Origin of the sequence: Dermacoccus barathri (assembly GCF_015070805.1) — a bacterium.
Lineage (GTDB): Bacteria > Actinomycetota > Actinomycetes > Actinomycetales > Dermatophilaceae > Dermacoccus > Dermacoccus abyssi.
The window spans coordinates 1-25,002 of record NZ_JADCTK010000007.1 but is presented as its reverse complement, the minus strand read 5'-3'; the positions used below and the strand labels follow the sequence as shown (position 1 = coordinate 25,002).

At 67.4% G+C, this 25,002-nt stretch carries 26 protein-coding genes; 23 read left to right on the top strand and 3 right to left on the bottom strand.

The window, feature by feature from the left end; genetic code table 11:
- Positions 1 to 96 precede the first annotated feature (96 nt).
- From rho to IM689_RS12645, 19 genes are all read left to right on the top strand, one after another.
- Positions 97 to 2,178: a transcription termination factor Rho gene (rho, locus tag IM689_RS12735; RefSeq protein WP_227484852.1), complete on the top strand. Its 2,082-nt coding sequence runs from the start codon at positions 97 to 99 to the stop codon at positions 2,176 to 2,178.
- A 543-nt stretch (positions 2,179 to 2,721) separates the two neighbouring features.
- Positions 2,722 to 2,937, top strand: coding sequence for a 50S ribosomal protein L31 (rpmE, locus tag IM689_RS12730; protein ID WP_047310260.1), 216 nt, complete (start codon positions 2,722 to 2,724; stop codon positions 2,935 to 2,937).
- Positions 2,938 to 3,018: 81 nt separating this feature from the next.
- On the top strand, positions 3,019 to 4,101 hold the full coding sequence (gene prfA / locus IM689_RS12725; protein WP_193644286.1) for a peptide chain release factor 1: 1,083 nt from the start codon (positions 3,019 to 3,021) through the stop codon (positions 4,099 to 4,101).
- A gap of 4 nt (positions 4,102 to 4,105) precedes the next feature.
- Positions 4,106 to 5,521 carry a peptide chain release factor N(5)-glutamine methyltransferase gene (gene prmC, locus IM689_RS12720; protein ID WP_193644285.1) on the top strand — a complete coding sequence of 472 codons (1,416 nt, stop codon included), beginning with the start codon at positions 4,106 to 4,108 and terminating at the stop codon, positions 5,519 to 5,521.
- Entirely contained in the window at positions 5,518 to 5,901 is a 384-nt protein-coding gene (locus tag IM689_RS12715) for a DUF1304 domain-containing protein (protein ID WP_047310258.1), read from the top strand. The genes prmC and IM689_RS12715 overlap by 4 nt, the downstream gene beginning before the upstream one ends.
- A gap of 103 nt (positions 5,902 to 6,004) precedes the next feature.
- Positions 6,005 to 6,994: an L-threonylcarbamoyladenylate synthase gene (locus IM689_RS15085; RefSeq protein ID WP_193644284.1), complete on the top strand. Its 990-nt coding sequence runs from the start codon at positions 6,005 to 6,007 to the stop codon at positions 6,992 to 6,994.
- A 10-nt stretch (positions 6,995 to 7,004) separates the two neighbouring features.
- Entirely contained in the window at positions 7,005 to 8,276 is a 1,272-nt protein-coding gene (locus IM689_RS12705; protein ID WP_193644283.1) for a serine hydroxymethyltransferase, read from the top strand.
- Positions 8,277 to 8,291: 15 nt separating this feature from the next.
- Entirely contained in the window at positions 8,292 to 9,395 is a 1,104-nt protein-coding gene (locus tag IM689_RS12700; protein ID WP_193644282.1) for an MraY family glycosyltransferase, read from the top strand.
- A 141-nt stretch (positions 9,396 to 9,536) separates the two neighbouring features.
- Positions 9,537 to 9,935: a hypothetical protein gene (locus IM689_RS12695; RefSeq protein ID WP_187035686.1), complete on the top strand. Its 399-nt coding sequence runs from the start codon at positions 9,537 to 9,539 to the stop codon at positions 9,933 to 9,935.
- A 145-nt stretch (positions 9,936 to 10,080) separates the two neighbouring features.
- Positions 10,081 to 10,896, top strand: coding sequence for a F0F1 ATP synthase subunit A (gene atpB, locus IM689_RS12690; protein ID WP_187035685.1), 816 nt, complete (start codon positions 10,081 to 10,083; stop codon positions 10,894 to 10,896).
- Between the two features lie 76 nt (positions 10,897 to 10,972).
- On the top strand, positions 10,973 to 11,191 hold the full coding sequence (atpE, locus tag IM689_RS12685; protein WP_193644281.1) for an ATP synthase F0 subunit C: 219 nt from the start codon (positions 10,973 to 10,975) through the stop codon (positions 11,189 to 11,191).
- Positions 11,192 to 11,239: 48 nt separating this feature from the next.
- Positions 11,240 to 11,812 (top strand): F0F1 ATP synthase subunit B, encoded by a 573-nt coding sequence (locus tag IM689_RS12680; protein WP_319803884.1) that lies wholly within the window; start codon positions 11,240 to 11,242, stop codon positions 11,810 to 11,812.
- Positions 11,812 to 12,624, top strand: a complete 813-nt coding sequence (locus IM689_RS12675; RefSeq protein ID WP_187035682.1) for a F0F1 ATP synthase subunit delta — start codon at positions 11,812 to 11,814, stop codon at positions 12,622 to 12,624. The genes IM689_RS12680 and IM689_RS12675 overlap by 1 nt, the downstream gene beginning before the upstream one ends.
- 80 nt (positions 12,625 to 12,704) lie before the next feature.
- On the top strand, positions 12,705 to 14,339 hold the full coding sequence (atpA, locus tag IM689_RS12670) for a F0F1 ATP synthase subunit alpha (RefSeq protein WP_047311024.1): 1,635 nt from the start codon (positions 12,705 to 12,707) through the stop codon (positions 14,337 to 14,339).
- A 96-nt stretch (positions 14,340 to 14,435) separates the two neighbouring features.
- The gene (locus IM689_RS12665; protein ID WP_193644280.1) at positions 14,436 to 15,341 is read left to right on the top strand and encodes a F0F1 ATP synthase subunit gamma; all 906 of its coding nucleotides are present in this window, start codon (positions 14,436 to 14,438) and stop codon (positions 15,339 to 15,341) included.
- A gap of 24 nt (positions 15,342 to 15,365) precedes the next feature.
- Positions 15,366 to 16,826, top strand: a complete 1,461-nt coding sequence (gene atpD, locus IM689_RS12660) for a F0F1 ATP synthase subunit beta (protein WP_047310248.1) — start codon at positions 15,366 to 15,368, stop codon at positions 16,824 to 16,826.
- Positions 16,827 to 16,942: 116 nt separating this feature from the next.
- Positions 16,943 to 18,256, top strand: a complete 1,314-nt coding sequence (locus IM689_RS12655) for a uracil-xanthine permease family protein (protein ID WP_193644279.1) — start codon at positions 16,943 to 16,945, stop codon at positions 18,254 to 18,256.
- A gap of 64 nt (positions 18,257 to 18,320) precedes the next feature.
- Positions 18,321 to 18,590, top strand: a complete 270-nt coding sequence (locus tag IM689_RS12650; RefSeq protein WP_047310246.1) for a F0F1 ATP synthase subunit epsilon — start codon at positions 18,321 to 18,323, stop codon at positions 18,588 to 18,590.
- A 14-nt stretch (positions 18,591 to 18,604) separates the two neighbouring features.
- Entirely contained in the window at positions 18,605 to 19,042 is a 438-nt protein-coding gene (locus IM689_RS12645; protein WP_193644278.1) for a DUF2550 family protein, read from the top strand.
- 79 nt (positions 19,043 to 19,121) lie between these two features.
- Here the strand turns inward: IM689_RS12645 and IM689_RS12640 are convergent, their stop codons facing one another.
- Positions 19,122 to 19,763 carry a cob(I)yrinic acid a,c-diamide adenosyltransferase gene (locus IM689_RS12640; RefSeq protein WP_193644277.1) on the bottom strand — a complete coding sequence of 214 codons (642 nt, stop codon included), beginning with the start codon at positions 19,761 to 19,763 and terminating at the stop codon, positions 19,122 to 19,124.
- A 230-nt stretch (positions 19,764 to 19,993) separates the two neighbouring features.
- Here IM689_RS12640 and IM689_RS12635 point away from each other — a divergent pair, with 230 nt between their 5' ends.
- Positions 19,994 to 20,380: an STAS domain-containing protein gene (locus IM689_RS12635; RefSeq protein ID WP_129662728.1), complete on the top strand. Its 387-nt coding sequence runs from the start codon at positions 19,994 to 19,996 to the stop codon at positions 20,378 to 20,380.
- Positions 20,381 to 20,390: 10 nt separating this feature from the next.
- Here the strand turns inward: IM689_RS12635 and nucS are convergent, their stop codons facing one another.
- Both nucS and IM689_RS12625 read right to left on the bottom strand, forming a co-directional pair.
- Positions 20,391 to 21,086, bottom strand: coding sequence for an endonuclease NucS (nucS, locus tag IM689_RS12630; protein ID WP_193644276.1), 696 nt, complete (start codon positions 21,084 to 21,086; stop codon positions 20,391 to 20,393).
- Between the two features lie 11 nt (positions 21,087 to 21,097).
- Positions 21,098 to 21,913: a hypothetical protein gene (locus IM689_RS12625; protein ID WP_193644275.1), complete on the bottom strand. Its 816-nt coding sequence runs from the start codon at positions 21,911 to 21,913 to the stop codon at positions 21,098 to 21,100.
- 77 nt (positions 21,914 to 21,990) lie between these two features.
- Here IM689_RS12625 and IM689_RS12620 point away from each other — a divergent pair, with 77 nt between their 5' ends.
- The 3 genes from IM689_RS12620 to IM689_RS12610 are packed head-to-tail and all read left to right on the top strand — an operon-like array spanning position 21,991 to position 24,750.
- Entirely contained in the window at positions 21,991 to 23,673 is a 1,683-nt protein-coding gene (locus IM689_RS12620) for a 3-hydroxybutyryl-CoA dehydrogenase (protein WP_193644274.1), read from the top strand.
- A complete protein-coding gene (locus IM689_RS12615; protein ID WP_047310241.1) occupies positions 23,673 to 23,972 on the top strand; it encodes a hypothetical protein in 300 nt (99 codons plus the stop codon). Before IM689_RS12620 ends, IM689_RS12615 begins: the two co-directional genes overlap by 1 nt.
- Positions 23,973 to 23,994: 22 nt before the next feature.
- Positions 23,995 to 24,750, top strand: coding sequence for an alpha/beta hydrolase (locus IM689_RS12610; protein ID WP_193644273.1), 756 nt, complete (start codon positions 23,995 to 23,997; stop codon positions 24,748 to 24,750).
- Positions 24,751 to 25,002: the final 252 nt, after the last annotated feature.

Sequence of the window (25,002 nt, the reverse complement as noted above, 5' to 3'; positions counted from 1 at the left end):
CTGACACGCGGGCCGAACGAGGGGGAAGGATCCTTCGTGTCTGAACAAACGCCTGCCGCACCGGCGCAGTCCAGCCCGCGCGGCGCGCTGTCCGCGATGCGCCTCGACGAGCTCAAGCAGCTCGCGCAGAGCATGGGTATCGGTGGCATCTCCAAGATGCGCAAGGTCGACCTCGTCGCTGCCATTCGCGCCGCGCGCGCAGAGGCCAACGGTGTGAGCGGCAGCCGCTCGCAGGCCGGCGAGCTCACCTCGACCGCGCCGAGCGCGCGTCGTGCCGTGCGTGAGGAGCAGGCCGCCGAAGCGCCCACCGAGAAGCCGCAGCGCGCCCAGAGTGACGGTGACTCCACGAACACGAACGCCGCCGGAGCACCGGCAGGTGACGCGTCGGACAACGGTGACGAGCAGGGGCAGGGACGCCCGCGTACCCGTCGCGGTCGCCGCGGCGGTGAGGAGCGTCCGAAGCGTGACGGCCAGAACGACGGCGCGAACGCTCAGAACGAGTCCGGCCAGAACGACGCGTCGAACAACGCCAAGAACGACGGCCGTGGCCAGCGCGACGAGCGCCGTGACGGTGGCAAGCGTGACGGCAACGACTCCGGTTCGAACCGCGGAACCTCCGACCAGTCGGGTGCCGACAAGGGCAACTCCGACAAGGGCCACGACAAGAACAGCAACGAGCGCTCGGAGAAGCACGACGGCTCCGACAAGCGCGAGCGTGGCCAGGGCAACCAGAACGAGCGTCGTGACGGTGAGCGCGGCGACAAGCGGGAGAACCGCGAGAACCGCGAGAACCGAGACAACAACGACCGTTCGGACAAGCGCGATGACCGTTCCGACAAGAACGAGCGTGACGGTGGCCAGCGTGGCGGGCGCAACGAGCGCAACAACAACGGCAACAACAACGATGACGACGAGCGCGGCGGACGCCGCCGTCGTCAGCGCGGCCGTGACCGTGACCGTTCCGGCCGCCGCGGTGGCCGTGGGCGTGACTTCGAGGACGAGGCACCCGAGATCCGCGAGGACGACGTCCTCGTGCCGGTCGCCGGCATCGTCGACGTCCTCGACAACTACGCCTTTGTGCGCACCACCGGCTACCTCTCGGGCCCGACGGACGTTTACGTCCCGATGAACCTCGTCAAGAAGAACGCGCTGCGCAAGGGTGACGCCGTCACCGGTGCCGTGCGGGCCCTGCGCGAGGGTGAGCAGCTGCCGGCACGCCAGAAGTTCAACGCGCTCGTGCGCCTCGACACCGTCAACGGCATGACGGTCGACGCCGCCAAGAAGCGCGTCGAGTTCGGCAAGCTGACGCCGCTCTACCCGCAGGAGCGCCTGCGCCTCGAGACGACGCCGAACGTCCTCACGACTCGCATCATCGACCTCGTCGCCCCCATCGGTAAGGGCCAGCGCGGCCTCATCGTCGCGCCCGCCAAGGCCGGTAAGACGATGGTCATGCAGTCGATCGCGAACGCCATCACGACGAACAACCCCGAGTGCCACCTCATGGTCGTCCTCGTCGACGAGCGTCCCGAGGAAGTCACCGACATGCAGCGCGCGGTCAAGGGTGAGGTCATCGCCTCCACCTTCGACCGTCCCGCCACGGACCACACGACGGTCGCCGAGCTCGCCATCGAGCGCGCCAAGCGCCTCGTCGAGATGGGTCACGACGTCGTCGTCCTCCTCGACTCGATCACCAAGCTCGGACGCGCCTATAACCTCGCCGCCCCGGCGAGCGGTCGCATCCTCTCCGGTGGTGTCGACTCGGCCGCGCTCTACCCGCCGAAGAAGTTCTTCGGTGCCGCGCGCAACATCGAGAACGGCGGATCGTTGACGATCCTCGCCACGGCGCTCGTCGAAACCGGCTCGCGCATGGACGAGGTCATCTTCGAAGAGTTCAAGGGCACCGGCAACATGGAGCTCAAGCTCGACCGAGGCCTCGCCAACCGCCGCATCTTCCCGGCCGTCGACATCAACGCCTCCGGTACTCGACGCGAGGAGATCCTCCTGTCGGCCGAAGAGCTGAAGATCATGTGGAAGCTGCGTCGCGTGCTCGCCGCACTCGACCAGCAGCAGGGCATCGAGCTGCTCATCGACCGCCTCAAGAAGACGAAGCACAACGTCGAGTTCCTCATGCAGGTTCAGCAGACCTCCAACATCAAGCTGGACGACGACGAGGACTGATCCTGTTCAGCAGTGAGGCCGGTGCGAGCGAGCTCGCACCGGTCTCACTGCTTCCAGGGTCCTCGCCGTCGTCCAGGCGCGTCTTGCGGCCAGGCCCTGGCGGGCCTGTCTCGCTGCGACACGCGGCGGGTCGGCTTCCAGCGGTCTGCGCCGTCGCCTGCCTGGGGCTCGCAACAGGGACTCTGATCCGATGACGTGTCGCACCCTCTTCTCCGATGACGTGTCGCACTCTTTTCGTGGTACCCGCGTACACGCAAATAGGGATGGTCTCTTCCCTTCTTGTGTCTTCGGAGGCGTTTCTGGACGCAAGTAGGGAAGGTTTCTTCCCCAGTCGCGCCTACGCGCGCCGAGGTGCCAGCTGCGTCCACGTCCTGCGTCTGGCTCGGTCCCGCGTCGGCAGCCGACGGCCCGGGAATAGGTTCCGGGCTTCGTCTGTTTTGGAAGGTGTCCAGCTCGTCTGGCAAACTTCATTGTTGGCTTCCGGTTCACGTCGCTCGCCCGAGCAGACGACCCGGCGGCATCCTCAACAGCTAGGAGAACCCCGTGAAGAAGAACCTTCACCCCGAATACGTCGCCACGACGGTGTCCTGCACCTGCGGCAACACGTTCGAGACCCGCAGCACCGCGACGTCCGGCAAGATCAACGTTGAAGTGTGCTCCAACTGCCACCCCTTCTACACGGGTAAGCAGAAGCTCATGGACACCGGTGGCCGAGTCGCTCGCTTCCAGGCGCGCTACGGCAAGAAGGACGCCAAGTAGTCTTCGCACACGCCGACCCCAGCAACTCTGCTGGGGTCGGCGTTTTGCATTCCCACGTCCTTCCCACGCCCAGGAGCCCCCGTGCTTGAATCCGCAGCCACGATCGTCGCCGAGTACGACGACCTCGAGAAGCAGCTCGCCGACCCCGCGACGCACGCCGACCCGACGCTCATGCGCCGGCTCAACAAGCGGTACGCGCAGCTCGCCCCGACGGTCGCCGCGTACCACGCGTGGAAGAGCGCCACCGAGGACGTGAGCGCCGCCGAAGAGCTCGCTGCAGAAGACCCTGCCTTCGGCGAGGAACTGCCCGCACTGCGCACGCACCGCGACGAGACCGCCGACGTTCTGCGCAAGCTCCTGCTCCCGCGCGACGAGGACGACGATCGTGACGTCGTCCTCGAGGTCAAGGCCGGCGAGGGCGGCGCCGAATCGGCCCTGTTCGCCGGTGACCTCGTGCGCATGTACCTGCGCTTCGCCGAGCGCAGCGGTTGGAAGGCGGAGATCTCCGACGCCACCGACGCCGACCTCGGCGGCTACAAGGACGTCCGCCTCACGGTGCGCGCCAAGGGCACCCCCGAGCCGGGGCAGGCGCCGTGGGCGCGTCTCAAGTACGAAGGCGGAGTGCACCGCGTCCAGCGTGTCCCCGTCACCGAGAGCCAGGGCCGCATCCACACGAGCGCCGCCGGCGTGCTCGTCATGCCCGACATCGAGGAGGAGGACGAGGTCGAGTTCGGCCCGAACGACCTCAAGATCGACGTCTACCGCAGCTCCGGACCGGGCGGCCAGAGCGTCAACACGACCGACTCGGCCGTGCGTATCACCCACCTGCCGAGCGGCGTCGTCGTCTCCTGCCAGAACGAGAAGTCGCAGCTGCAGAACAAGGAGTCGGCGCTTCGCGTGCTCAAGGCCCGCCTGCGTCAGATCGAACTCGAGCGGCGCGAGGCCGAGGCCAGTGCGGCCCGCAAGTCGCAGGTGCGCACCGTGGACCGCAGCGAGCGCATCCGCACCTACAACTTCCCCGAGAACCGCATCGCCGATCACCGCACCGGCTACAAGTCCTACAACCTCGACACCGTGCTCGACGGCGACCTGGACGCCGTGGTCCAGTCCGCAGTTGACGCCGACGAGGCCGCGCGGCTGGCCGCCGTCGGCCAGGAGGACTGAACCGGTGGCAGCATCGCTGCGCGACGTGATCCGGAACGCGCGTCAGCGCCTGTACGACGCCGGCGTCGAATCCGCTGCCCACGACGCCGCCGCCCTCATGGCGCACGCTCTCGGTGTGACCCTGGGGGAGGTGCGACGCCTCGAGATCCTCGGGCGTGACCTCGACGACGCCGAGGCTGAGCGCTTCGCCGGCCTCGTGGACGAGCGTGCGGCCCGAGTACCCCTGCAGCATCTCACCGGCAAGGCGCCCTTCCGCCACCTCGAGCTCAGTGTCGGGCCGGGCGTTTTCGTGCCCCGCCCGGAGACGGAGATGCTCGTCGACGAGACGATCCGCCTGGCCCCGCACGGCGGTCGCGTTGTCGACCTGTGCACGGGTTCAGGTGCCATCGCGCTGGCCGTCAAGCACGAGCGCCCGGATCTCGATGTCTGCGCAGTTGAGCTCGACGAGGCCGCAGCGGCCTGGACGGCCCACAACATCGCCGCGACGAGCCTCGACGTCCACTTGAGCGTTGAGGATGCGCGTGAGGCTCTAGCGGGGCTTGAGGGCCGTTTCGACGTCGTCGTGAGCAACCCGCCCTACATCCCTGTCGGCATGGTGCCGGTCGACTCGGAAGTGGCCGATCACGATCCCTCGATCGCGCTGTACGGCGGCAGCGACGACGGCTTGAGGTTCCCGGTGCAGATCGCCGAGCGGGCGGCCGCACTGCTCAAGCCGGGTGGGCACCTCGTCATGGAGCACGCCGACGTCCAGGGCGAGACGCTGCCCGCAGCTCTCCTCGCGAGCCGTGGGTTCGATCAGGCCCACGACGTGCGCGACGCCGCCGACAAGCCGCGCATGACGATCGCCCGCCGCGAGGGTGGGGGCGCGTTCGAAGCGGTCGCGCCCCACGAGCGTCCCTCGCGAACTCGTGAGGCGGTGCGCCTCGTCGTCCTCGACGAGAGCGACGCCGTTCTGCTCTACGTCGACTCCGACCAGGGCCTCGACCCGGTCTTCACCTGGTGGGCCACCCCGGGCGGCGGCGTCGATCCGGGGGAGGGTGCCCGAACCGCAGCCGTGCGGGAGCTGTGGGAAGAAACGGGTTTACGCATCGCCGAGGCCGACGTCGTGGGCCCTGTCGCCTCGCGGACCGTCTCTCACGGATTCTCCGACCAGATCACCTACCAACACGAGACCTTCTTCGTCGTCCGATGCCCTCGCTTCGACGTCGAACCCGCAGCCCTCACTCCGGAAGAGCAGATGACGATGCAGGAGTGGCGGTGGTGGTCGCTCGACGATCTCGACGCCGCGGCTCACCCCGTCTGGCCGACGGACCTCGTCCGGCTGGCCCGTGATGTCATCGCGGGCCGCCCCACCCATCTCCCCGACGTCGAGGAATCCTCTGTTCCACTCGACGCCCATCACGCCCAGGAGCGTTCATGAGCCAGATCCTCGTCGCGGTGCCCGCCGCGCTGGCTGCTCTTGTCCACGTCTACATCTTCGTGCTCGAGTCGCTGCGCATCACCGACCCCGCGACGATGAAGGTCTTCGGTATCGCGAGCCGCGAAGAGGCCGAGATCATGCGCCCCTGGGCGTACAACCAGGGCTGGTACAACCTTCTGCTCGCGCTCCAGGTCGCCGTGGGCGTTGTCTGCCTGTGGGCAGCACCGACCGTCGGTTCGACCCTCTTAGTCACCGGGTGCGCCTTCATGGTGGCGGCGGCGCTCGTTCTCGTGACGAGCGATCGCGCCAAGCTGCGTGCCGCGACGGTCCAGGGAGCCCTGCCGCTGCTCGCTCTGCTCGCGTGGGCTCTCACGCGATGACGCGGCGGGCTCCGTCGCGGCGTGGCACGGGTTCGACGTGCGAGCGCCGGTGGGGGAGACTTGCGGAAGCAACAAGGGCGGATTCGACCTGGAGGAGTGTGGCGTGAGCCCGGTATTTGACGTCTCGACCAGCGGGGATCGCGCTGCGGCGATCGAGGCCGCCACGGTGGCGATCGGCGAGGGCAAGCTCGTCGTCCTGCCCACCGACACCGTCTACGGAGTTGGCGCCGACCCGTTCAACCCCGACGGAGTCGCAGGCCTGCTGGCCGCCAAGGGACGTGGCCGTGAGAAGCCGCCCGCCGTTCTCGTGCCCAGTGCCGAGACCGTCGACGGTCTCGCGATGAACGTGCCCTCCTACGCGCGACGCCTCATGGAGCGCTTCTGGCCCGGTGGCCTGACGCTCATCTTCCGCGCCCAGCCTTCGCTGATGTGGGATCTCGGTGACACGAACGGCACTGTCGGCCTGCGCGTGCCGGACGACGAGATCGCTCTCGAGCTGCTGCGCTCGAGTGGGCCGATGGCGGTCAGCTCCGCGAACCGCACCGGTGAGGAGACCGCCCGCACCGTCACGGAGGCGGGTTTCGCCTTCGGTCCCAGCGTGGAGGTCTACCTCGACGGCGGTGAGCGTTCAGGTGCCCTCGCGAGCACGATCATCGACTGCACGAAGGCCGACCCGGTGCTTCTGCGCCGCGGTGGCATCACGCCCGAGCAGCTGCGTGAGGTGCTCGGCCCGATCGATCTGCTCGACTCCACCGGCGCTCCGGTCTCCGAGACGCCCCGGGCCGACGAGGAAGCCGCCGCCGAGGCCGACGCCTCGACGAGCGACGAGAGCGACGCCACCCACGCCGCACAGAGTTCCACCGACTCCCGCGACGAGAGTGCCGCCGACGAGAGCGCGGCGGCCGCCGCCACGCGGGCCGAGCGGCGCACGCGTGCCGTCCCGGTGACGCCCGGCGCGGGCGCTGACGTCGACCGCTCGAGCGACGCCACCCAGGCCATGCCTGCGGGCGGCGTGGGCGCAGAGCCGCCCTTCGAGCGTGAGCCCGTACGAAGTGCCGAACTGCCCGGTCGTCCCGGGCGTCCCACCGACTAAGGTTGAACCCATGACGACGTTCTACGGCTCCGACTACGCCGCCCTCGAGTCCTTCGATCCCGACATCGCCGGTGTGCTGATTTCCGAACTCGATCGTCTGCGCGGCGGTCTGCAGCTCATCGCGAGCGAGAACATGTCGAGCCCGGCCGTCCTCACGGCGCTCGGTTCGACGTTGTCGAACAAGTACGCCGAGGGCTACCCGGGCCGCCGCTACTACGGCGGTTGCTCGGAGGTCGACAAGGCCGAGGAGATCGCCATCGAGCGCGCCAAGGCACTGTTCGGCGCCGATCACGCGAACGTGCAGCCGCACTCGGGTGCCTCCGCGAACCAGGCTGTCTACGGCGCCTTCATGCAGCCGGGCGAGACCATCCTCGCCATGAGCCTGCCCATGGGCGGGCACCTCACGCACGGCACCAAGGTTTCGTTCTCGGGTAAGTGGTTCAACGCGGTCGGCTACGGCGTCGACAAGGAGACCGAGGACATCGACTACGACGAGGTCGAGCGCCTCGCCAAGGAGCACAAGCCGAAGGTCATCCTCGCCGGCGGCTCCGCCATCCCGCGTCTCATCGACTTCGAGCGCTTCCGCGCCATCGCCGACGAGGTCGGTGCCATCTTCTGGGTCGATGCAGCGCATTTCATCGGTCTCGTGGCTGGCAAGGCCATCCCGTCGCCGGTGCCCTACGCCGACGTCGTCTCCTTCACCACGCACAAGGTGCTGCGCGGCCCGCGCTCGGGCGCCATCGTCTGCAAGGAAGAGCACGCCAAGGCCATCGACAAGGCCGTCTTCCCGATGATGCAGGGTGGCCCGCAGATGCACACGATCGCGGCGAAGGCGGTCAACTTCAAGGAGTGCGCGACGCCGGAGTACCAGAAGTACGCGAAGGACGTCATCGCCAACTCCCAGCGTCTCGCCGAAGGCCTCGCGGCCAAGGGCATCCGTCCGACCACCGGTGGCACGGACACGCACCTGTCGCTGCTCGACCTGCAGGGCGTCGGTGTCACCGGCGCTGACGCCGAACTGCGCTGCGACGCCGCAGGCATCACGCTTAACAAGAACGCCATCCCGTTCGACCCGCAGAAGCCGAACGTGGCCTCGGGTATCCGTGTCGGCACGCCGTCGGTGACGACGCAGGGTATGGGTCTCGAGGAGATGGACGTCATCGCCGACGTCATTCACCGTGCCGTCACCGAAACCGACGGCTCGGCCGACAACGCCGTCGCCAAGGAGATCCGCGAGCAGGTCACCGACCTCGTCACGCGTTTCCCCGCCTACCCCCGCTGAGGTCGGCGCCGGCCCGTGCGTGAGTACTTCCTCATCAGCGTCGTCGCGGCGGTCTTCACGTTCGTCGCGACGCCGCTCGCACGATGGGCGGCCGTCCGTTTCGGCGCGGTGACCCAGGTGCGGGCCAGGGACGTGCATGCCGTCCCGATCCCGCGCCTGGGCGGCACGGCTCTGTTCATCGGTTTCGCCGCCGCGACGCTCGTCTCGTCGCAACTGCCGTATCTGTCCCAGATCTTCGGCACGCGTGAAGCCGTCGGCACACTCATCGCGGCCGGCATGATGTGTGCCCTCGGCGCGTGGGACGACTTCGCCGAGCTCAACTGGGCCATCAAGTTCGGCGGCCAGGCGCTCGCGGCCTGCGTCCTCGTCGTCTCCGGTGTCCAGTTCCTCATGCTGCCGCTGGGGGAGCAGACCGTCCTACCGACGCCGTTCCTCGTCGTCCTGTCGGTCTTCGTCATCCTCGTCATCGTCAACGCGGTGAACTGGGTGGACGGCCTCGACGGTCTGGCGGCCGGCATGGTCGCCATCGCGTCGGCGTCGTTCTTCTTCTACGCCTACCAGCAGGCCTCCGCGTCAGGGGATCGGGTCTTCTCGACCTCGGCCTTCATCTCCGCGGCAACGGTGGGTGCCTGCGTCGGCTTCCTGCCGCACAACTTCCATCCGGCTCGGCTCTTCATGGGTGACGCCGGTTCTCTCCTGCTCGGCACTCTCATGGCGTCGGCCACGATCTCGTTCGCGGGAAACCTCGACCCGGCCGTCGTCTCGAGCACCGGGGACGCGTCCGTCGCCTTCATGCTCCCGCTGCTCGTGCCGCTGGCCATCCTGGCGGTGCCGCTGTGGGACTTCGCTGCCTCGATCGTGCGACGGTTGCGTTCGGGGCAGAAGCCCTGGGAGGCCGACGGACGGCACCTGCATCACCGGATGCTCGAGATCGGTCACACCCACCGGGCCGCAGTGCTCATCCTCTACCTGTGGTCGATCGGCATTGCCTTGGGGCTCGTCTCGATGGCGTACTGGCCGGTGGAGCGTTCGCTGACCGTCCTCGTCGGGCTCACCGTGCTCGCCTTCGCCCTCACCTGGGGCTTGCCTCGTTGGCGACGTCGAAGGGCCTTGTGTTAGTTTTCACAAGCGCCCCGGACTTCTGAAACCGGCCGCTACGCCCGACGTGAAACCGCACGCCAGAGCAGATTGAGAGCCCTCGAGTTGGACTCCCACGACACCGCACCACGCGGAGTGACCTCCGAGTCACCCTTTGCCGCCATGCTGCGTTCGTCGTTCCTGCCCAGCGCAATCGTCGGGCTCGTGTGTGCCGCCGTTTTCCTTGCGGTGCGTGGCGTCGCAGGCGGCCTCTCCGCACTCTTCGGTGCGGCGCTGGCGTTGGGCTTCTTCGCGAGCGGTCTGCTCGTCCTGCGCACGCTGCGCAATCTCAACCCGATGGCCATCATGGCCGCTGCGATGGCCGTCTTCTTCGGCCAGATCATCGTGCTCGGCCTGATCCTCGTGGCTGCGCGCCGCGTCGACTCGCTCGACGGGCCGGCCACCGGCATCACGGTGGCTGTGGTGGTCGTGGCCTGGCAGATCTTCCAGGTGCGCAGTTTCATGCGAACCCGCCAGCTCGTCTACGACCCAGAAGCGGGTGGCGACGGGGTGGGAACGTGAACGTGAACCGTGCCACGACGTCGGGTAGAATGCCTACTGTCTCCGGCGTGCACGAACGATCAGGCCCCCGCCGAGGGCGGCAGGGCCGATCCGATTGCAACAGACACTGTGACTTTTCTTGCTGGATGCTGACTGAGGAGAATTTGTGAGCTTCATCGCGGGCGCTGCCCTGGTTGCGGAGGGCGACTCCTTCCAGACCCCCGGCGTCAAGAACTTCTGGTGGCCGCTCATCAACGGTGGCGGTGACGGAACGTGGGCCATCACGCGTCCGGCCATCGTGTTCCTCATCTCGGCTCTGCTCATCGGGTGGTTCTTCGTCTCGGTCACGGGCAAGAAGCTCGCCGTGGTGCCGAGCAAGCGCCAGTTCATGGCCGAGGGTGCCTACAACTTCGTGCGCAACACGATCGGTCGCGACATTATCGGCTCGAAGGACTTCATCCGCTTCGTTCCGCTTCTGCTGACGTGTTTCACGCTCATCCTGTTCAACAACGTCGCGGGCATCATTCCGTTCATCCAGTTCCCGAGCACGGGCCGCATCGCGTTCCCGATCGTGCTCACGGTCATCGTGTACATCACCTACCACGTGGTGGCGGTGAAGTCTAAGGGTGGCTTCGGCAAGTACATGGGCTCGCTCATCCCGCCGGGCCTGCCCGGTTGGCTCAAGCCGATCATGTTCGTGCTCGAGTTCCTCACGTACTTCCTCATCCGCCCGCTGACGCTCGCCCTGCGACTCTTCGGCAACATGATGGCCGGCCACCTCATGCTCCTGGTGTTCATCCTCGGTGGTGAGTACCTCCTGCTCCACGGCGGCAACATCGGCCTCCAGGGCGCGGGTGTGCTCTCCTTCGCCTTCTCCATCGTGATGACGTTCTTCGAGCTCCTCATCGAGTTCCTCCAGGCGTTCATCTTCACCATGCTTGCCGCGCTGTACATCGCGGACGCGGCGTCCGAGCACCACTGATTCGGACAATCCCCTACCCCCTGAACCTCAGCGACATCGGGAAACAAGTCCCGGTGCCTCTCGAAAGGAAATCCACATGAACGGCGTCTCCGGCAACATCGCATTCCTCGGCTACGGTCTCGCTGCCATCGGCCCCGGCATCGGTATCGGCCTCATCTTCGCTGCCTACATCCAGGGTGTGGCCCGTCAGCCCGAGGCTCGCAACATGCTGCAGACCATCGCCTTCACCGGCATGGCCCTCACCGAGGCCCTCGCCATCCTCGGTCTGGTCTTCGCGTTCGTCTTCCAGGGCTGATCCAGCTCTTCGAACCTGACCAGACCCGACAACAGATAGGAAGCCAAGGTGTTCCTCGCATCTGAAGAGGTCGGCTACCCGAGCGGCATGCCGCTCCTGCCGCACCCGGTGGAGATCATCATCGGGCTCATCGCCTTCGCGATCCTCTACTGGCTGTTCAAGACGAAGGTCGTTCCCAACATGGAGCGCATGTACGCGGAGCGTACGGCGGCCATCGAGGGCGGCATCGCCAAGGCGGAGGAGGCCCAGAAGGAGGCCGCAGCCGCCAAGCAGCAGTACGAGTCGCAGCTCGCCGACGCGCGTGCTGAGGCCGCGAAGATCCGCGAGGACGCCCGTGCCCAGGGCGCGGCCATCATCGCGGAGAGCCGCGAGCAGGCCACGGCCGAGGCAACGCGCATCAACGAGAATGCGACGAAGCAGATCGCGGCCGAGCGTCAGCAGGCCACGGTTCAGCTCCGCAGCGAGGTGGGCGGTCTGTCCACCGAGCTCGCGAGCCGCATCGTCGGTGAGTCCCTGCACGACGAAGCGCGTCAGAAGGGCATCATCGACCGCTTCCTCGCCGAGCTCGAGTCCGGCGACATCCGTCCGGAAGCCTCCGGCAGTTCGCGAGTGGATGCCTGATGCAGGGCTCTTCGCGTACGGCTCTCACCTCGACCCGTCGGGTGCTCAACGGCACGCTGTCGGGCCTGAGTGACCCGAAGGCCACGGCGCGTGACCTGTTCGCGGTCATCGACGTCATGGACACGAATGCCACGCTCCGTCGTGCGTTCGCCGACTCGTCGCGTGACGCCGACGCCAAGCGCGGGCTCGCCCAGCGCCTGTTCGGCGGCAAGGTCGGCAACGAGGCCAGCGAGGTGCTCACCGCAGCGGTGGGCGAGCGTTGGTCCTCGGAACGCGACCTGTCCGACGCACTCGAGCAGCTCGCTGTCGAAGCCCTCACCGCCTCGGCGGAGAAGGCCGAACGCGCCGACTCGTTCGAGAACGAGATGTTCCGCTTCGAGCGCACGGTTGCCTCCGATGCCGGTCTGCGCGACGCGCTGGCCGACCGCGGTCGTAGCGGCGCGGACAAGCGCGGCCTCGTCTCCCGTCTGCTCGAGGGCAAGGTGAGTGAGGAGACTCTCTTCCTGGCCGGTCGCGCAGCGGGCAACCCCCGCGGACGACGCTTCGACCGGACGATGGAGGAATTCCTCGCCGGTATCGCAAGCCGTCGTGGTCAGTCGCAGGCACTCGTCACGAGCGCCGTCGAACTGACGGGCGAGCAGTCGGAGCGACTGCGCGCCGCGTTGTCCAAGATGTACGGCAAGCCCGTGCAGACGAACGTCGTCATCGACCCCGAGGTCGTCGGCGGCATCAAGGTTCAGGTGGGTGACGACGTCATCGACGGCACGATCTCGCGCCGTCTCGACGAGGCACGCGCCCACCTGTCCGGCTGACACGACGCCATCCCGGGCCGCTACCGCGGCCCAGCTAAAACAGCTCGGCGCCCGAAGCGGGCCCATGACAAGGAGTGATGATGACGGAGCTTTCGATCCGTCCGGAGGAGATCCGGGAAGCGCTGAACGGTTACGTTCAGTCCTACGAGCCCGGCGCGGCCTCCCGCGAAGAGGTCGGCCGCGTTGCCGATGCCGCTGACGGCATCGCGCACGTCGAGGGTCTGCCCTCGGCCATGACCAACGAACTGCTGCAGTTCGAAGACGGCACGCTCGGTATCGCGCTGAACCTCGACGTTCACGAGATCGGTGTCGTCGTCCTCGGCGAGTTCGCCGGCATCGAAGAGGGCCAGCCCGTCAAGCGCACGGGCGAGGTGCTCTCGGTTCCGGTCGGCGACGGCTTCATGGGCCGCGTCGTCAACCCGCTCGGTCAGCCGATCGACGGTCTCGGTGACATCGAGGCCGAGGGCCGCCGCGCCCTCGAGCTCCAGGCGCCCACCGTCGTTCAGCGTAAGTCGGTCCACGAGCCGCTCATGACCGGTATCAAGGCCATCGACTCGATGACGCCGATCGGTCGCGGTCAGCGTCAGCTGATCATCGGTGACCGCAAGACGGGCAAGACGACGATCGCCACCGACACGATCATCAACCAGAAGCAGAACTGGGAGACGGGCGACCCGGACAAGCAGGTTCGCTGCATCTACGTCGCCATCGGTCAGAAGAACTCGACCGTCGCCGAGGTTCGCGCCACGCTCGAAGAGGCAGGCGCCCTGGAGTACACGACGATCGTCAACGCTCCGGCGGGTGACGCGGCGGGCTTCAAGTACCTGGCTCCGTTCACGGGTTCGGCCATCGGCCAGCACTGGATGTACCAGGGCAAGCACGTCCTCATCGTCTTCGACGACCTCAGCAAGCAGGCCGAGGCCTACCGCGCCATGTCGCTGCTGCTGCGCCGCCCGCCGGGCCGTGAGGCCTACCCGGGTGACGTCTTCTACCTGCACTCGCGTCTGCTCGAGCGTTGCGCGAAACTCTCCGACGACCTGGGCCACGGCTCCATGACGGGTCTTCCGATCATCGAGACGAAGGCCGGTGACGTCTCGGCGTACATCCCGACCAACGTCATCTCGATCACCGACGGTCAGATCTTCCTCCAGTCCGACCTGTTCAACTCGAACCAGCGCCCGGCCGTCGACGTGGGTATCTCCGTGTCGCGAGTCGGTGGTGCCGCCATGACGAAGGCCATGAAGGCCGTGACCGGTTCGATCAAGGTCGACCTCGCTCAGTTCCGCGAGATGCAGGCGTTCGCCATGTTCGCCTCCGACCTCGACGCCGCTTCGCGTCGTCAGCTCGCTCGCGGTGAGCGCCTCATGGAGATGTTCAAGCAGCCGCAGAACAACCCGTTCCCGGTCGAGAACCAGGTCGCGTCGCTGTGGGCCGGTACCACCGGTCAGTTCGACGACGTCAAGACCGAGGACGTGCAGCGCTTCGAGGCCGAGTGGATCGAGTACATGAACCGTGAGAACGGTGACTTCATGCGCGCGATCCGCGAGAGCGGCAAGCTGGCCGACGACGGCAAGGACGTCTTCGCCAAGAACATGGAAGCGTTCAAGAAGCAGTTCCAGGCTTCGTCCGACCGCAGTGGTGAGGGTTCCGAGCAGTTCGACGAGATCGACGAGGACCACATCAACCAGGAGAAGATCACCAAGCGCAAGCAGTGATCCTCCTCGTACCGGCCCCGGCGGGGTCTCCCACGGGGCCGGTACGAAGGTCATCCCCACCACCACGTCAGAACCAGTACAGAGAGGCGGAAAGCTATGGGAGCGCAGCAGCGGGTCTACCGCCAGCGCATCCGGTCCGTCCAGGCGACCAAGAAGATCACGCGCGCGATGGAGCTCATCGCTGCCTCGCGCGTGGTCAAGGCTCGTGAGGCCGTCGCGAAGTCGACGCCCTACGCGGTCGCCCTGACGCGAGCGGTCTCCTCGGTCGCGTCGTCCACGTCGGACATCGACCACGCACTGACCACCGAACGCGAGCACGTCAAGCGCGCGGGTGTCCTCATCGTCACTGCCGACCGCGGCCTCGCCGGCTCGTACTCGGTGAACGCGATGAAGGAAGCCCAGGAGCTCATCAGGCGCCTAGAGAACGACGGCAAGGAGGTCGTTCCCTACATCGTCGGACGTAAGGGCGTGGGCTACTACAAGTTCCGTCGCCGTCCGTACGAGGCCGAGTGGACGGGCTTCACCGACAGCCCCAAGTTCGAGAACGCCGAGGAGATCGGTGATCGCCTCACCGAGGACTTCATCAAGGGGTCGGACGAGGGCGGTGTCGACGAGCTTCACGTCGTGTACACCCAGTTCAAGAGCATGGTGACGCAGCAGTCCCGCGTCATCCGCCTCCTGCCCCTGGGCGTGGAGGAGCGCGAGGCCGAAGCGGACGACGCCGAGGGCCCCATGCCGCTGTACGAGTTCGAGCCGAACCCCGAGGGCGTGCTCGACGCGCTGCTCCCGCGGTACGTCAACGCTCGTATCTTCAACGCGCTGCTGCAGTCGGCTGCTTCCGAGCTCGCCGCACGTCAGCGCGCCATGAAGTCCGCGACGGACAACGCCACGGAACTCGTCAAGACTTACACCCGACTGGCCAACCAGGCCCGTCAGGCCGAGATCACGCAAGAGATCAGCGAAATCGTGGGTGGCGCCAGCGCCCTCGCGGACGCCAGTTGAGCGCCTCAACGCAAAGGAATCACCATGACTGCCACCATTAACGAAAGCCAGTCGGCGGCTCCCGCCGCGGCCGGCGTTGGCCGCGTCTCGCGCGTCATCGGCCCGGTCGTCGACGTCGAGTTCTCCGCCGACACCATGCCGGAGGTCTACAACCTCCTCAAGCTCGACGTCACGCTGAACGGCGAGACGAAGAACATCAACCTCGAGGTCGCCCAGCACATCGGTGATTCGATGGTGCGAGCCATCTCCCTGCAGCCGACGGACGGCATCGTCCGTGGCTCCGAGGTGCGCGACACCGGCGCCCCCATCTCGGTGCCCGTCGGCGACGTGACGCTCGGCAAGGTCTTCAACGCGACGGGTGATTGCCTCAACCTCGAAGAGGGCGAGACGCTCGAGGTCAACGAGCGCTGGGGCATCCACCGCACTGCTCCGGCCTTCGATCAGCTCGAGTCAAAGACGCAGATGTTCGAGACCGGCATCAAGGTCATCGACCTTCTCACCCCGTACGTGCAGGGTGGAAAGATCGGTCTGTTCGGTGGTGCCGGTGTCGGTAAGACCGTTCTGATCCAGGAGATGATCGCTCGAGTCGCTCGCGACCACGGCGGTGTGTCCGTGTTCGCCGGTGTCGGTGAGCGTACCCGTGAGGGTAACGACCTCATGGTCGAGATGGAGGAGGCCGGCGTTCTCGGTCAGACCTCGCTCGTCTTCGGCCAGATGGACGAGCCGCCGGGCACGCGTCTTCGCGTCGCTCTGTCGGCCCTGACGATGGCGGAGTACTTCCGTGACGTCCAGAAGCAGGACGTGCTTCTGTTCATCGACAACATCTTCCGCTTCACGCAGGCCGGTTCCGAGGTCTCCACGCTGCTCGGCCGTATGCCGTCCGCCGTGGGTTACCAGCCGACGCTGGCCGACGAGATGGGTGTTCTCCAGGAGCGCATCACCTCGACGCGTGGTCACTCGATCACGTCGATGCAGGCCATTTACGTGCCGGCCGACGACTACACCGACCCGGCTCCGGCAACGACGTTCGCCCACCTCGACGCCACCACCGAGCTCTCGCGTGACATCGCGTCGATGGGTATCTACCCGGCCGTGGACCCGCTGACGTCGACGTCGCGAATCCTCGACCCGCGTTACATCTCGCGTGAGCACTACGACACCGCGGTGCGCATCAAGGGAATCCTGCAGCGCAACAAGGAGCTCCAGGACATCATCGCGATCCTCGGTATCGACGAGCTCTCGGAAGAGGACAAGATCCTCGTCAACCGCGCTCGCCGCATCCAGCGCTTCCTGTCGCAGAACACCTACGTTGCCAAGCAGTTCACGGGCATCGAGGGCTCGACGGTTCCGCTGAGCGACTCGATCGAGGCGTTCACGAAGATCGCCGACGGCGACTACGACCACGTGCCGGAGCAGGCCTTCTTCATGTGCGGTGGCCTCGACGACGTCGAGCGTCAGGCCGCGGAGATCGCCAAGCAGGACTGATCTCGGTGAGCCGGACGCCGCTGGTGTCGGGCAACCCGTGATGATTCGGACGAGGGGCCGGGGGCGAGAAGCCTCCGGCCCTTCGTCCGTCATGTGACGAACGAACGAAGGACGACGTGATGGATCTCGGGCTCAAGTGGCGGCCGCACAACGGCGACCTGACGCGGGCCGGTGCCGTGGTGGCGCCGGACGAGCGGCTCGCGTGGCCGAAGACGATCGGCATCGGTATGCAGCACGTCGTCGCCATGTTCGGCGCCACGTTCCTCGTGCCGTTGCTGACGGGCTTCCCGCCCTCGGCGACGCTGTTCTTCTCGGGCATCGGAACGATGCTCTTCCTGCTGCTCACGGCCGGTCGTGTACCGAGCTACCTCGGGTCGTCGTTCGCCTTCATCGCGCCGCTCACCGCAGCCACGAAGTCGCATGACATGGCCACCGCGCTCGGCGGCGTCGTCATGGCCGGCCTGGCGTTGTTCCTCGTCGGTCTGCTCGTGCAGGTCGTGGGTGACGGCTGGTTGCGAGCCCTCATGCCGCCTGTGGTCACAGGAGCCATCGTCGCGCTGATCGGCCTCAACCTCGCCCCGGCCGCGAAGCAGAACTTCATCAAGTCGCCGGTGACGGCTCTCGTGACGCTTCTCGTCGTCCTCGCCGTCACGGTGCTGGCTAAGGGCCTGCTCGGGCGTCTCAGCATTCTGCTGGGTGTCGTGGCGGGTTACGTCGTCGCGTGTTTCCGCGGGGAAGTCGACTTCAAGGCGCTCGGCGCTGCCGATTGGCTTGGCCTGCCGGACTTCCACTCGCCGTCCTTCGACCTGAGCGTCATGGGATTGTTCGTGCCGGTCGTGCTCGTGCTCGTCGCGGAGAACATCGGGCACGTGAAGTCGGTCGCGCAGATGACGGACCGCAACCTCGACGACGTGTCGGGCCGCGCGCTCATGGGTGACGGTCTCGCCACGACGCTGGCCGGTTTCGGTGGTGGCTCCGGTACGACGACCTATGCCGAGAACATCGGCGTCATGGCCGCGACGAAGGTCTACTCGACCGCGGCCTACTGGGTCGCCGCCGTCACGGCCGTGCTCCTGTCGTTCTGTCCCAAGGTCGGCGCGGCCATCGCAACGATTCCGCCGGGTGTTCTCGGGGGAGTGGCCACCGTTCTCTACGGCATGATCGGCATGCTCGGCGTGCGGATCTGGATGGAGAACAAGGTCGACTGCGCCAACCCGGTCAACCTCATGACGGCCGCAGTGGCCCTCATCATCGGTATAGCCGATTACACCTGGAAGGTCGGCGACTTCACGTTCGCCGGCATCGCGCTCGGCACGTTCGCCGCCGTCGCCCTCTTCCACACCATGCGTTTCGCGGCGCGCACGAGCGGCGCCGTGCCCGACCCACTCGCCGAGGCCGACGACGTCGAACGTCGCGAGCCGAAGGCCTGAGACGAAGCCCACGTTTCCCCGGTTATCATGGGGGAACTCACCGACTCGAAGAGGAATCGCCCTGATGAGCAACCTGAACGTCAAGTTCGTCGCCGCCGACCGTGAGGTCTGGGAAGGCGAAGCGAGCCGTCTGATCGCCCGCACCACCGAAGGTGAGATCGGCATCCTGCCCGGTCACCAGCCCCTGCTTTCCGTGCTCATCGAGGGCGACGTCGTCGTCGTCCCGACCTCGGGCGAGCGTCGCACGGTCCAGATCGACGGTGGCTTCCTCTCCGTCGACAAGAACGTCGTCACGGTCGTCGCGCAGCACGTCGAGATGGCCGACGCCTCCTGAGGCAACGACGCACGATGTCTGACGCACTGACGGCCGGCGAGATCGTTCTCGCGCTGGCCGTCATTGCGTTGCTCGTGGGGCTCGGCGCGATGGTGTATCGCACCCGCAGCCTCTCGCGCGAGGGAAACCTCGCTGTCATGGCTACCCGTTACCCGAACGGCTCGTGGCGCACCGGCATGGTGCGCTACCGGCCGGATCGGCTCGAGTGGTTCACCTTCCGCACCCTGCGGTTCACGCCCGAGCGCATCTGGGAACGTGGCGAGTTCGTACTCGGCTCGCGCAACGCGCTCGACTCGAGCGAGTTGCCGCGGGCGATGACGGGGGATGCGGTCGCGGTCGATGTCGAGTGCGGTGTCGAGCGCTTCTCGATCGCCATGGCGCCTGCCGACTACACGGCCTTGCGATCCTGGAGCGAGTCGGCTCCGCCGGGCCTGCGCTCGCAGGGCTACTGAGTCACCCGCGCGCACAGGAGGGCCCCCGACAGCTCGGTGTCGGGGGCCCTCCTGCGCTCGCGGGTGTGCGTTGCGGGCGTCAGGTTGTGGAATCGCTCTCTTCGCGGCCACCGCCGGGCTGCCACATCACATCCCCAGGGCCCTCGGCGTTGGCGTAACGCGCGAAGACGAAGAGCGCATCCGACAGCCGATTGAGGTACTTCGCCGTGAGGACGTTGACGCCGCCGGGGCGTTCGGCGTTCTTGCCGTCGCCGGGCGCCGGCTCGTCCCCGTGTGCGTCGAGGGCAGCCCAGGCTGCCCTCTCCGCACGCCGGACGACGGTGCGCGCGAGGTGGAGGTAGGCCGCTGCCTGCGTCCCACCTGCGAGGACGAAGGAGCGCAGCGTCGGTAGCTCGGCGCCGAACTCGTCGCACTGTTGCTCCAACTCGTCGATCCACTCCTCGCGCACGCGAAGAGGCGGGTGCGCCGGTGACTCGACGAGAGGCGTCGAGAGATCGGCTCCGACGTCGAAGAGGTCGTTCTGGATGCGCAGGAGGACGGGGCGCAGGGCGTCGGGAAGGTCCGGGGCGCAGGTGAGTGCGAGGCCGATCGTGGCGCCTACCTCATCGGTGTCGGCGTAGGCCGCGAGCCTTGGATCGTTCTTCGAGGTGCGCGAGAAATCGCCGAGGCCGGTGGAACCGTCGTCGCCGGTGCGGGTGTAGATGGTGCTGAGTACGACCATGGCTCCACCCTGCCAGACGACGAGCCGCCGTGTCGGCGCAGGCGTGTGGTCGTCCCCGTCGTCAGCTGGGCGTGAGAGCGGCGCGTTACAGCCGTTTCACAGTCGTTACGTTTTCGTTACCGAAATGGACGAACCTCACGTGGGGGTCGCGCGTCAGAGTAGAGGTAAGCGAAGCAAAGCGGCGCCCGCCGCCGCCCCGAGCCCGTCCTGAACGCACGAAAGGGAACGACATGTCCCAGCCGGTTGCAGACAAGACCGATGCACGTACGCGCGAGCGCACCGCCGAGGTGCGCCACATCGTCGACGGGGCCGAACTCGGTGTTGTGGGGTCGATCTGTGCCAGCACGAGCAGTGAGGTGCGCAGCGAGCTCACCCAGGCGATCGGCGCGGGCGAGGGCGACCTCGTCGTTCACCTCTCGGAGGCCGAGGTGTGGGACGCCACGGGCCTCGGCGTCATCGTCGGCGCTCACCGCCGCGCTGCTGCAGAAGGACGGCGACTGGTCGTGGCCGACGCCTCGCCGCGACTGCGCCGCCTGATGTGTGCGACGAAGCTCGACCGTCACCTCGAGGTCGAGCGGGAGCTGACGCAGTTCGTCCCGCTCGCCGCCACCGCCTGAGCGAACCGGCTCAGAACAGGCGTGTCTCGGAGTCGTCGATTCCCTTGAGGGCGTCGTAGTCGAGCACGACGCAGCGGATGCCGCGGTCTGCGGCGAGCGTTCGGGCCTGGGGCTTGATCGTCTGGGCAGCGAAGACACCCGACACGGGGGCGAGGTGCGGGTCGCGGTTGAGCAGTTCGAGATAGCGCGTCAGCTGTTCGACGCCTTCGATCGTGCCGTGCCGCTTGAGTTCCACGGCCACCGTGGCCCCGGTGGCGTCCTTGCACATGATGTCGACGGGCCCGATGGCCGTCATGTACTCGCGGCGCATGAGCGTGTAGCCCGAACCGAGGGTCTCGATGTGCTGAGCGAGCAGCTTCTGCAACTGCGCCTCCACACCGTCCTTGACAAGGCCAGGGTCGACGCCGAGCTCGTGGGCGCCGTCGTGGTGGATGTCGTACAGCTTGATCCGCAGCCGGTCGTCGGACTTGGCGTGCTGCACGAGCCACACGGAGCTGACGCCCTCTACCGTCTCGACCTCGTCGGGCTCGATCTCGGCCATGGCGCACGGCGGTGCCATCCAGTTGAGGGGCTTGTACGATCCTCCGTCGGAGTGCACGAGCACGGAGCCGTCGGCCTTGACCATGAGAAGCCGCTTGGCCAGGGGGAGGTGGGCCTGCAGGCGGCCCTCGTAGTCGACGCTGCAGTCGGCAATCACGATTCGCACGAGGAGTAAGCCTACGCTTCCGCCTCGCTGCGTCCGGCCAGGGCGATACAGGCACCGAGGGTGAGGACGAAGCCCGCGACGGCCAGGATTTGCGTGTTCGGCCGCACCCCGTCGCCGAGCAGGGCGAGTCCGACGAGGGATGGTGCCACCGTTTCCAGGGCGAAGGTGATGGCCGCGACGGACGTCGTTTCGCCGGCGTCGAGGGCAAACCCGTAGGCAACGGTCGCGATGACGGCGTGCAGAACGAGCGCCCACAGTGCCCAGGTCGCGAGGGCGTCGCCCAGGCTGCCTTTCCACGGCAGGATACGGGCGCCGACGGCGAGACCGCCGTACCCGAGCCCAGCGACCACAGCCAGCACGGAGCTGGCGCGACGACGCGCTGCAAGGACCCCGACGGCTACAAGCAGGACCGCCACGGCGACGAGGGCCGGCGCCAGCCACGACGGCGGATCGTGCGGCGGCGTGTCCCGGGCGGTGGCGGCCAGGCAGACGAGCCCGAGGGCGACCACCGCCAGAGCGGCGACCTCACGCCGCGTCAGTTTGGCGCCCAGCACGATGACGGCGAGGACCGCCGTCACGGCGACCGACGATGCAATGACCGACTGGACGAGAAAGAGGGGGAGCGCGCGCAGCGCGCCCACGGAGGCGGCGAACGCCACGACGTCGAGTCCCAGGCCCGCGGCGTACAACCACCCGGCTCGCGCCCGCTGCAGGAGGGTGCTGCCGGCCGGGGCCGCCCGGAGTCCACGCACGCCGAGTGCCTGGAGGATCGTGGCGCTTCCGTACGCCAGCGCGGCGAGCAGGGCGCCGAGGAGTCCGAGGAGCATGCGCTGACTGTGTCACCTTCCTCGCAGCATCGGGAGCCTCGGCCCGTGGCGCCGACACATCTGAAAGACTGGCGACCATGATCAACACAGTGGGTGTCATCGGGCTCGGCACGATGGGTGCGGGCATCGTCGAGGTCTTTGCGAAGGCCGGTTTGAGCGTCATCGCCGTCGACGGTTCGGCCGAGTTGGCCGAGCGCGGCAAGGGCTTCCTCGAGAAGTCGCTCGGTCGTGCGGTGAGCAAGGGCAAGCTCGACGAGGCGGCGCGCGACGAGATCGTCGGCCGCGTCTCGTTCGGCGACGACCTCGCCGCCATGAAGGACGCCGACCTCGTCATCGAGGCGGTTCCGGAGCGTCTCGAGATCAAGGAATCGATCTTCACGACGCTCGACGGCATCGTCCGGGAGGACTGCGTGCTCGCGACGAACACCTCGTCGCTGTCGATCACCGAGATCGCGCGGGCCACGAAGGTGCCGTCGCGGGTCATCGGTATGCACTTCTTCAATCCGGCGCCGGTTCAGCCGCTCGTCGAGGTCATCCGTTCCGTCATGAGCGACGAGACGCTTGTCGAGCAGGTCCGCGAGCTGGCCGAGCGCCTCGGCAAGAAGCCGGTCGTTGTCGGCGACCGCGCCGGCTTCGTCGCCAACGCTCTGCTCGTCTCCTACCTCGCGCGGTCCATCCGCGCCTACGAGTCCGGCCTCGCCTCACGCTCCGACATCGATGCGGCCATGGCCGCCGGCGTCGGTCTGCCGATGGGCCCGCTCACGCTGTGCGACCTCGTCGGCCTCGACGTCATCCACGAGGTGTGCGGCGTGCTCTACAACGCCACGGGTGACCCGAGCGTCGCCTCGCCGTCGATCCTGCGCCAGTTGGTGACGGCCGGTCGCCTCGGCCGCAAGAGCGGTCACGGCTTCTACACCTACGACGGTGTCGGTTCCGGCACGGTGGTCGACGACGCTGCCACGACGGCACCCGCCAAGCCCCTCGAAGGCAAGGTCGGTCTCGTCGGCGAGGGTGACCTCGTCGACGCCCTCGGCTCGGAGCTGAGCGACGCCGGCGTCGAGGTCGTCCGGGTTGTCTCGGCGGACGACGCAGCCTCGGTCAAGGGCGTGGCCGTCACGCTCGCCGTGGACGCGGTCGAGCTCGACGGCGACTGCTGCGGCGGCGGATGCTGCGGTGGAGACGACGCCTCGCACGGCGACGTCGAGAGCGGCCTCGAGATCGGGGCGAAGCCGGTGCTGCGCGCTGTGCGTGACGCCATCGGTGACGCAGGCGTCATCGCTGCGCTCGGCGAGGGATCCGTCGAGACCGCGTCCACGGGCGACCCGACGATCGACGCCACCGTCGTGCCCGTCGTCCTGCACGAGAAGCAGAGGGCCGGCCAGGTGCTCGAGATCGGCCGTTCGGTCGCCATCAGCGACGAGGCCGTCGAGACGGTGCGTTCGCTCGCCGTCGCGGCCGGTTGGACGCCGGTCGTCGGCAAGGACCGCGCGGGCCTCGTCGTCGATGCCCTGCTCTACCCGCACCTCAACGACGCCGCCAAGATGCTCGACTCCGGCTACGCCACGGTCGAGGACATCGAGACGGCGATGAAGGCGGGCTGCGGTTACCCGCAGGGCCTGTTCGAACTGCTCGACGAGGCCGGCCCCGACGACGTCCACGGTGTCCTCTCGGAAATGCACTTCGAAACCGGGGAACAGCACCTCGTGCCGTCGCCGCTGCTCACCGAGCACATCCTCGCGGATCGTCCCTTCCGGAACTGATGCCTCGGCGGAACCGACCTCGCCGGGACGAGACGCGCGGCGACGTCAGCGCTGCGTTCCGTCCCGTCGATGTCGTCCAGAGCTACGCCGGCGGACGCTGGACGGTGCGGGTGCTGCGGGGCAATAGCGAGGGCAAGGTCTACACATGCCCCGGCTGCCAGCAGCAACTTGCGTCGTCGTTGCCGCACGTCGTCGTCTGGCCGATGGACCGGCTCGGTGACGTGACCGATCGACGCCACTGGCACACGAGTTGCTGGCAGGCTCGTGACCGGCGTCCACCGCAGGGCTCGTGGCGCTGAATCACCGAACGAGGGAATCGACATGACGATGCAGGAGATCCGCTCCAACACCGTGCTCGCCGCGCGGCGTGAGGAGATCGAATTGCACACCGCCGACGGGCTGACGCTCGTGGGCGAGCTCGCGCTGCCGCCCTCGAACGACCCGGTGGCGACGCTCGTCACCTTGCACCCGCTGCCCACGCACGGCGGATTCATGGACAGCCACGTCTACAAGAAGGCTGCGAACCGCCTGCCGGCGCTCGCCGACATCGCCGTTCTGCGGTTCAACACCCGCGGTACCAGTTCTCCGCGCGGCACATCCGAAGGTGCCTTCGATTCGGCTGACGGTGAGCGCTTCGACGTCGCGGCCGCCATCGAGTTCGCCGAGTTCCACGAATCACCGGAACTGGTCAATCGTTGGCTCGTGGGCTGGAGTTTCGGCACCGACCTCGCCCTCATGCACGGGTTGGATCCCTCGATCGAGGGGACGATCCTGCTGTCGCCGCCGTTGCGCTGGTCGCAGCCCGAGCACCTGCGCGCCTGGGCCGACTCGGGTAAGCCCGTCACCGCGCTCGTGCCGGAGTTCGACGACAACCTGCGCCCCGACGAGGCGCGCGAGCGGTTCGGCGCCATTCCTCAGGCGCGCGTCATCGGCGTCGACGACGCCAAGCACCTGTGGGTGGGGGAGAAGTTCGTGCGGCGCGTGCTCGACGAGATCGTGCGCATCGTCGCGCCGTCGAAGCTGCCCGAGGGTGGCCTGCCAACCGAGGTCGACGCTTCGCTCGTGGTCGAGGGCTGAGTTGACACGCAAGTGGTGGGCGCCTCTGTGAGCCCGGGGACCCTTGGTGGCTGTCTCGGACCGGTTGTCGACACTGACGTTCGGCGCCGCGAGGTTCTGCACGTCGTTCTGCTACCCCCTGACCGGGGCATAACCACGTGCAGAGCCACCCCAGCTTGGGTTGTGCAGAAACGACGGCGAGTTCAACCGGTCAACGCACCACCACCGATAGGGGATCGTGGGTGTCATGGCCGGGTTGTCGAACGAGCAGCA

Excerpts from the sequence above, each read along its gene's own strand:
- rho (WP_227484852.1), top strand. The coding sequence starts at position 97 with ATGCGCCTCGACGAGCTCAAGCAGCTCGCGCAGAGCATGGGTATCGGT.
- IM689_RS12715 (WP_047310258.1), top strand. The coding sequence starts at position 5,518 with ATGAGCCAGATCCTCGTCGCGGTGCCCGCCGCGCTGGCTGCTCTTGTC.
- IM689_RS12705 (WP_193644283.1), top strand. The coding sequence starts at position 7,005 with ATGACGACGTTCTACGGCTCCGACTACGCCGCCCTCGAGTCCTTCGAT.
- IM689_RS12695 (WP_187035686.1), top strand. The coding sequence starts at position 9,537 with ATGCTGCGTTCGTCGTTCCTGCCCAGCGCAATCGTCGGGCTCGTGTGT.
- atpE (WP_193644281.1), top strand. The coding sequence starts at position 10,973 with ATGAACGGCGTCTCCGGCAACATCGCATTCCTCGGCTACGGTCTCGCT.
- IM689_RS12675 (WP_187035682.1), top strand. The coding sequence starts at position 11,812 with ATGCAGGGCTCTTCGCGTACGGCTCTCACCTCGACCCGTCGGGTGCTC.
- atpA (WP_047311024.1), top strand. The coding sequence starts at position 12,705 with ATGACGGAGCTTTCGATCCGTCCGGAGGAGATCCGGGAAGCGCTGAAC.
- IM689_RS12665 (WP_193644280.1), top strand. The coding sequence starts at position 14,436 with ATGGGAGCGCAGCAGCGGGTCTACCGCCAGCGCATCCGGTCCGTCCAG.
- atpD (WP_047310248.1), top strand. The coding sequence starts at position 15,366 with ATGACTGCCACCATTAACGAAAGCCAGTCGGCGGCTCCCGCCGCGGCC.
- IM689_RS12650 (WP_047310246.1), top strand. The coding sequence starts at position 18,321 with ATGAGCAACCTGAACGTCAAGTTCGTCGCCGCCGACCGTGAGGTCTGG.
- IM689_RS12645 (WP_193644278.1), top strand. The coding sequence starts at position 18,605 with ATGTCTGACGCACTGACGGCCGGCGAGATCGTTCTCGCGCTGGCCGTC.
- IM689_RS12640 (WP_193644277.1), bottom strand. The coding sequence starts at position 19,763 with ATGGTCGTACTCAGCACCATCTACACCCGCACCGGCGACGACGGTTCC.
- IM689_RS12635 (WP_129662728.1), top strand. The coding sequence starts at position 19,994 with ATGTCCCAGCCGGTTGCAGACAAGACCGATGCACGTACGCGCGAGCGC.
- IM689_RS12625 (WP_193644275.1), bottom strand. The coding sequence starts at position 21,913 with ATGCTCCTCGGACTCCTCGGCGCCCTGCTCGCCGCGCTGGCGTACGGA.
- IM689_RS12620 (WP_193644274.1), top strand. The coding sequence starts at position 21,991 with ATGATCAACACAGTGGGTGTCATCGGGCTCGGCACGATGGGTGCGGGC.
- IM689_RS12615 (WP_047310241.1), top strand. The coding sequence starts at position 23,673 with ATGCCTCGGCGGAACCGACCTCGCCGGGACGAGACGCGCGGCGACGTC.
- IM689_RS12610 (WP_193644273.1), top strand. The coding sequence starts at position 23,995 with ATGACGATGCAGGAGATCCGCTCCAACACCGTGCTCGCCGCGCGGCGT.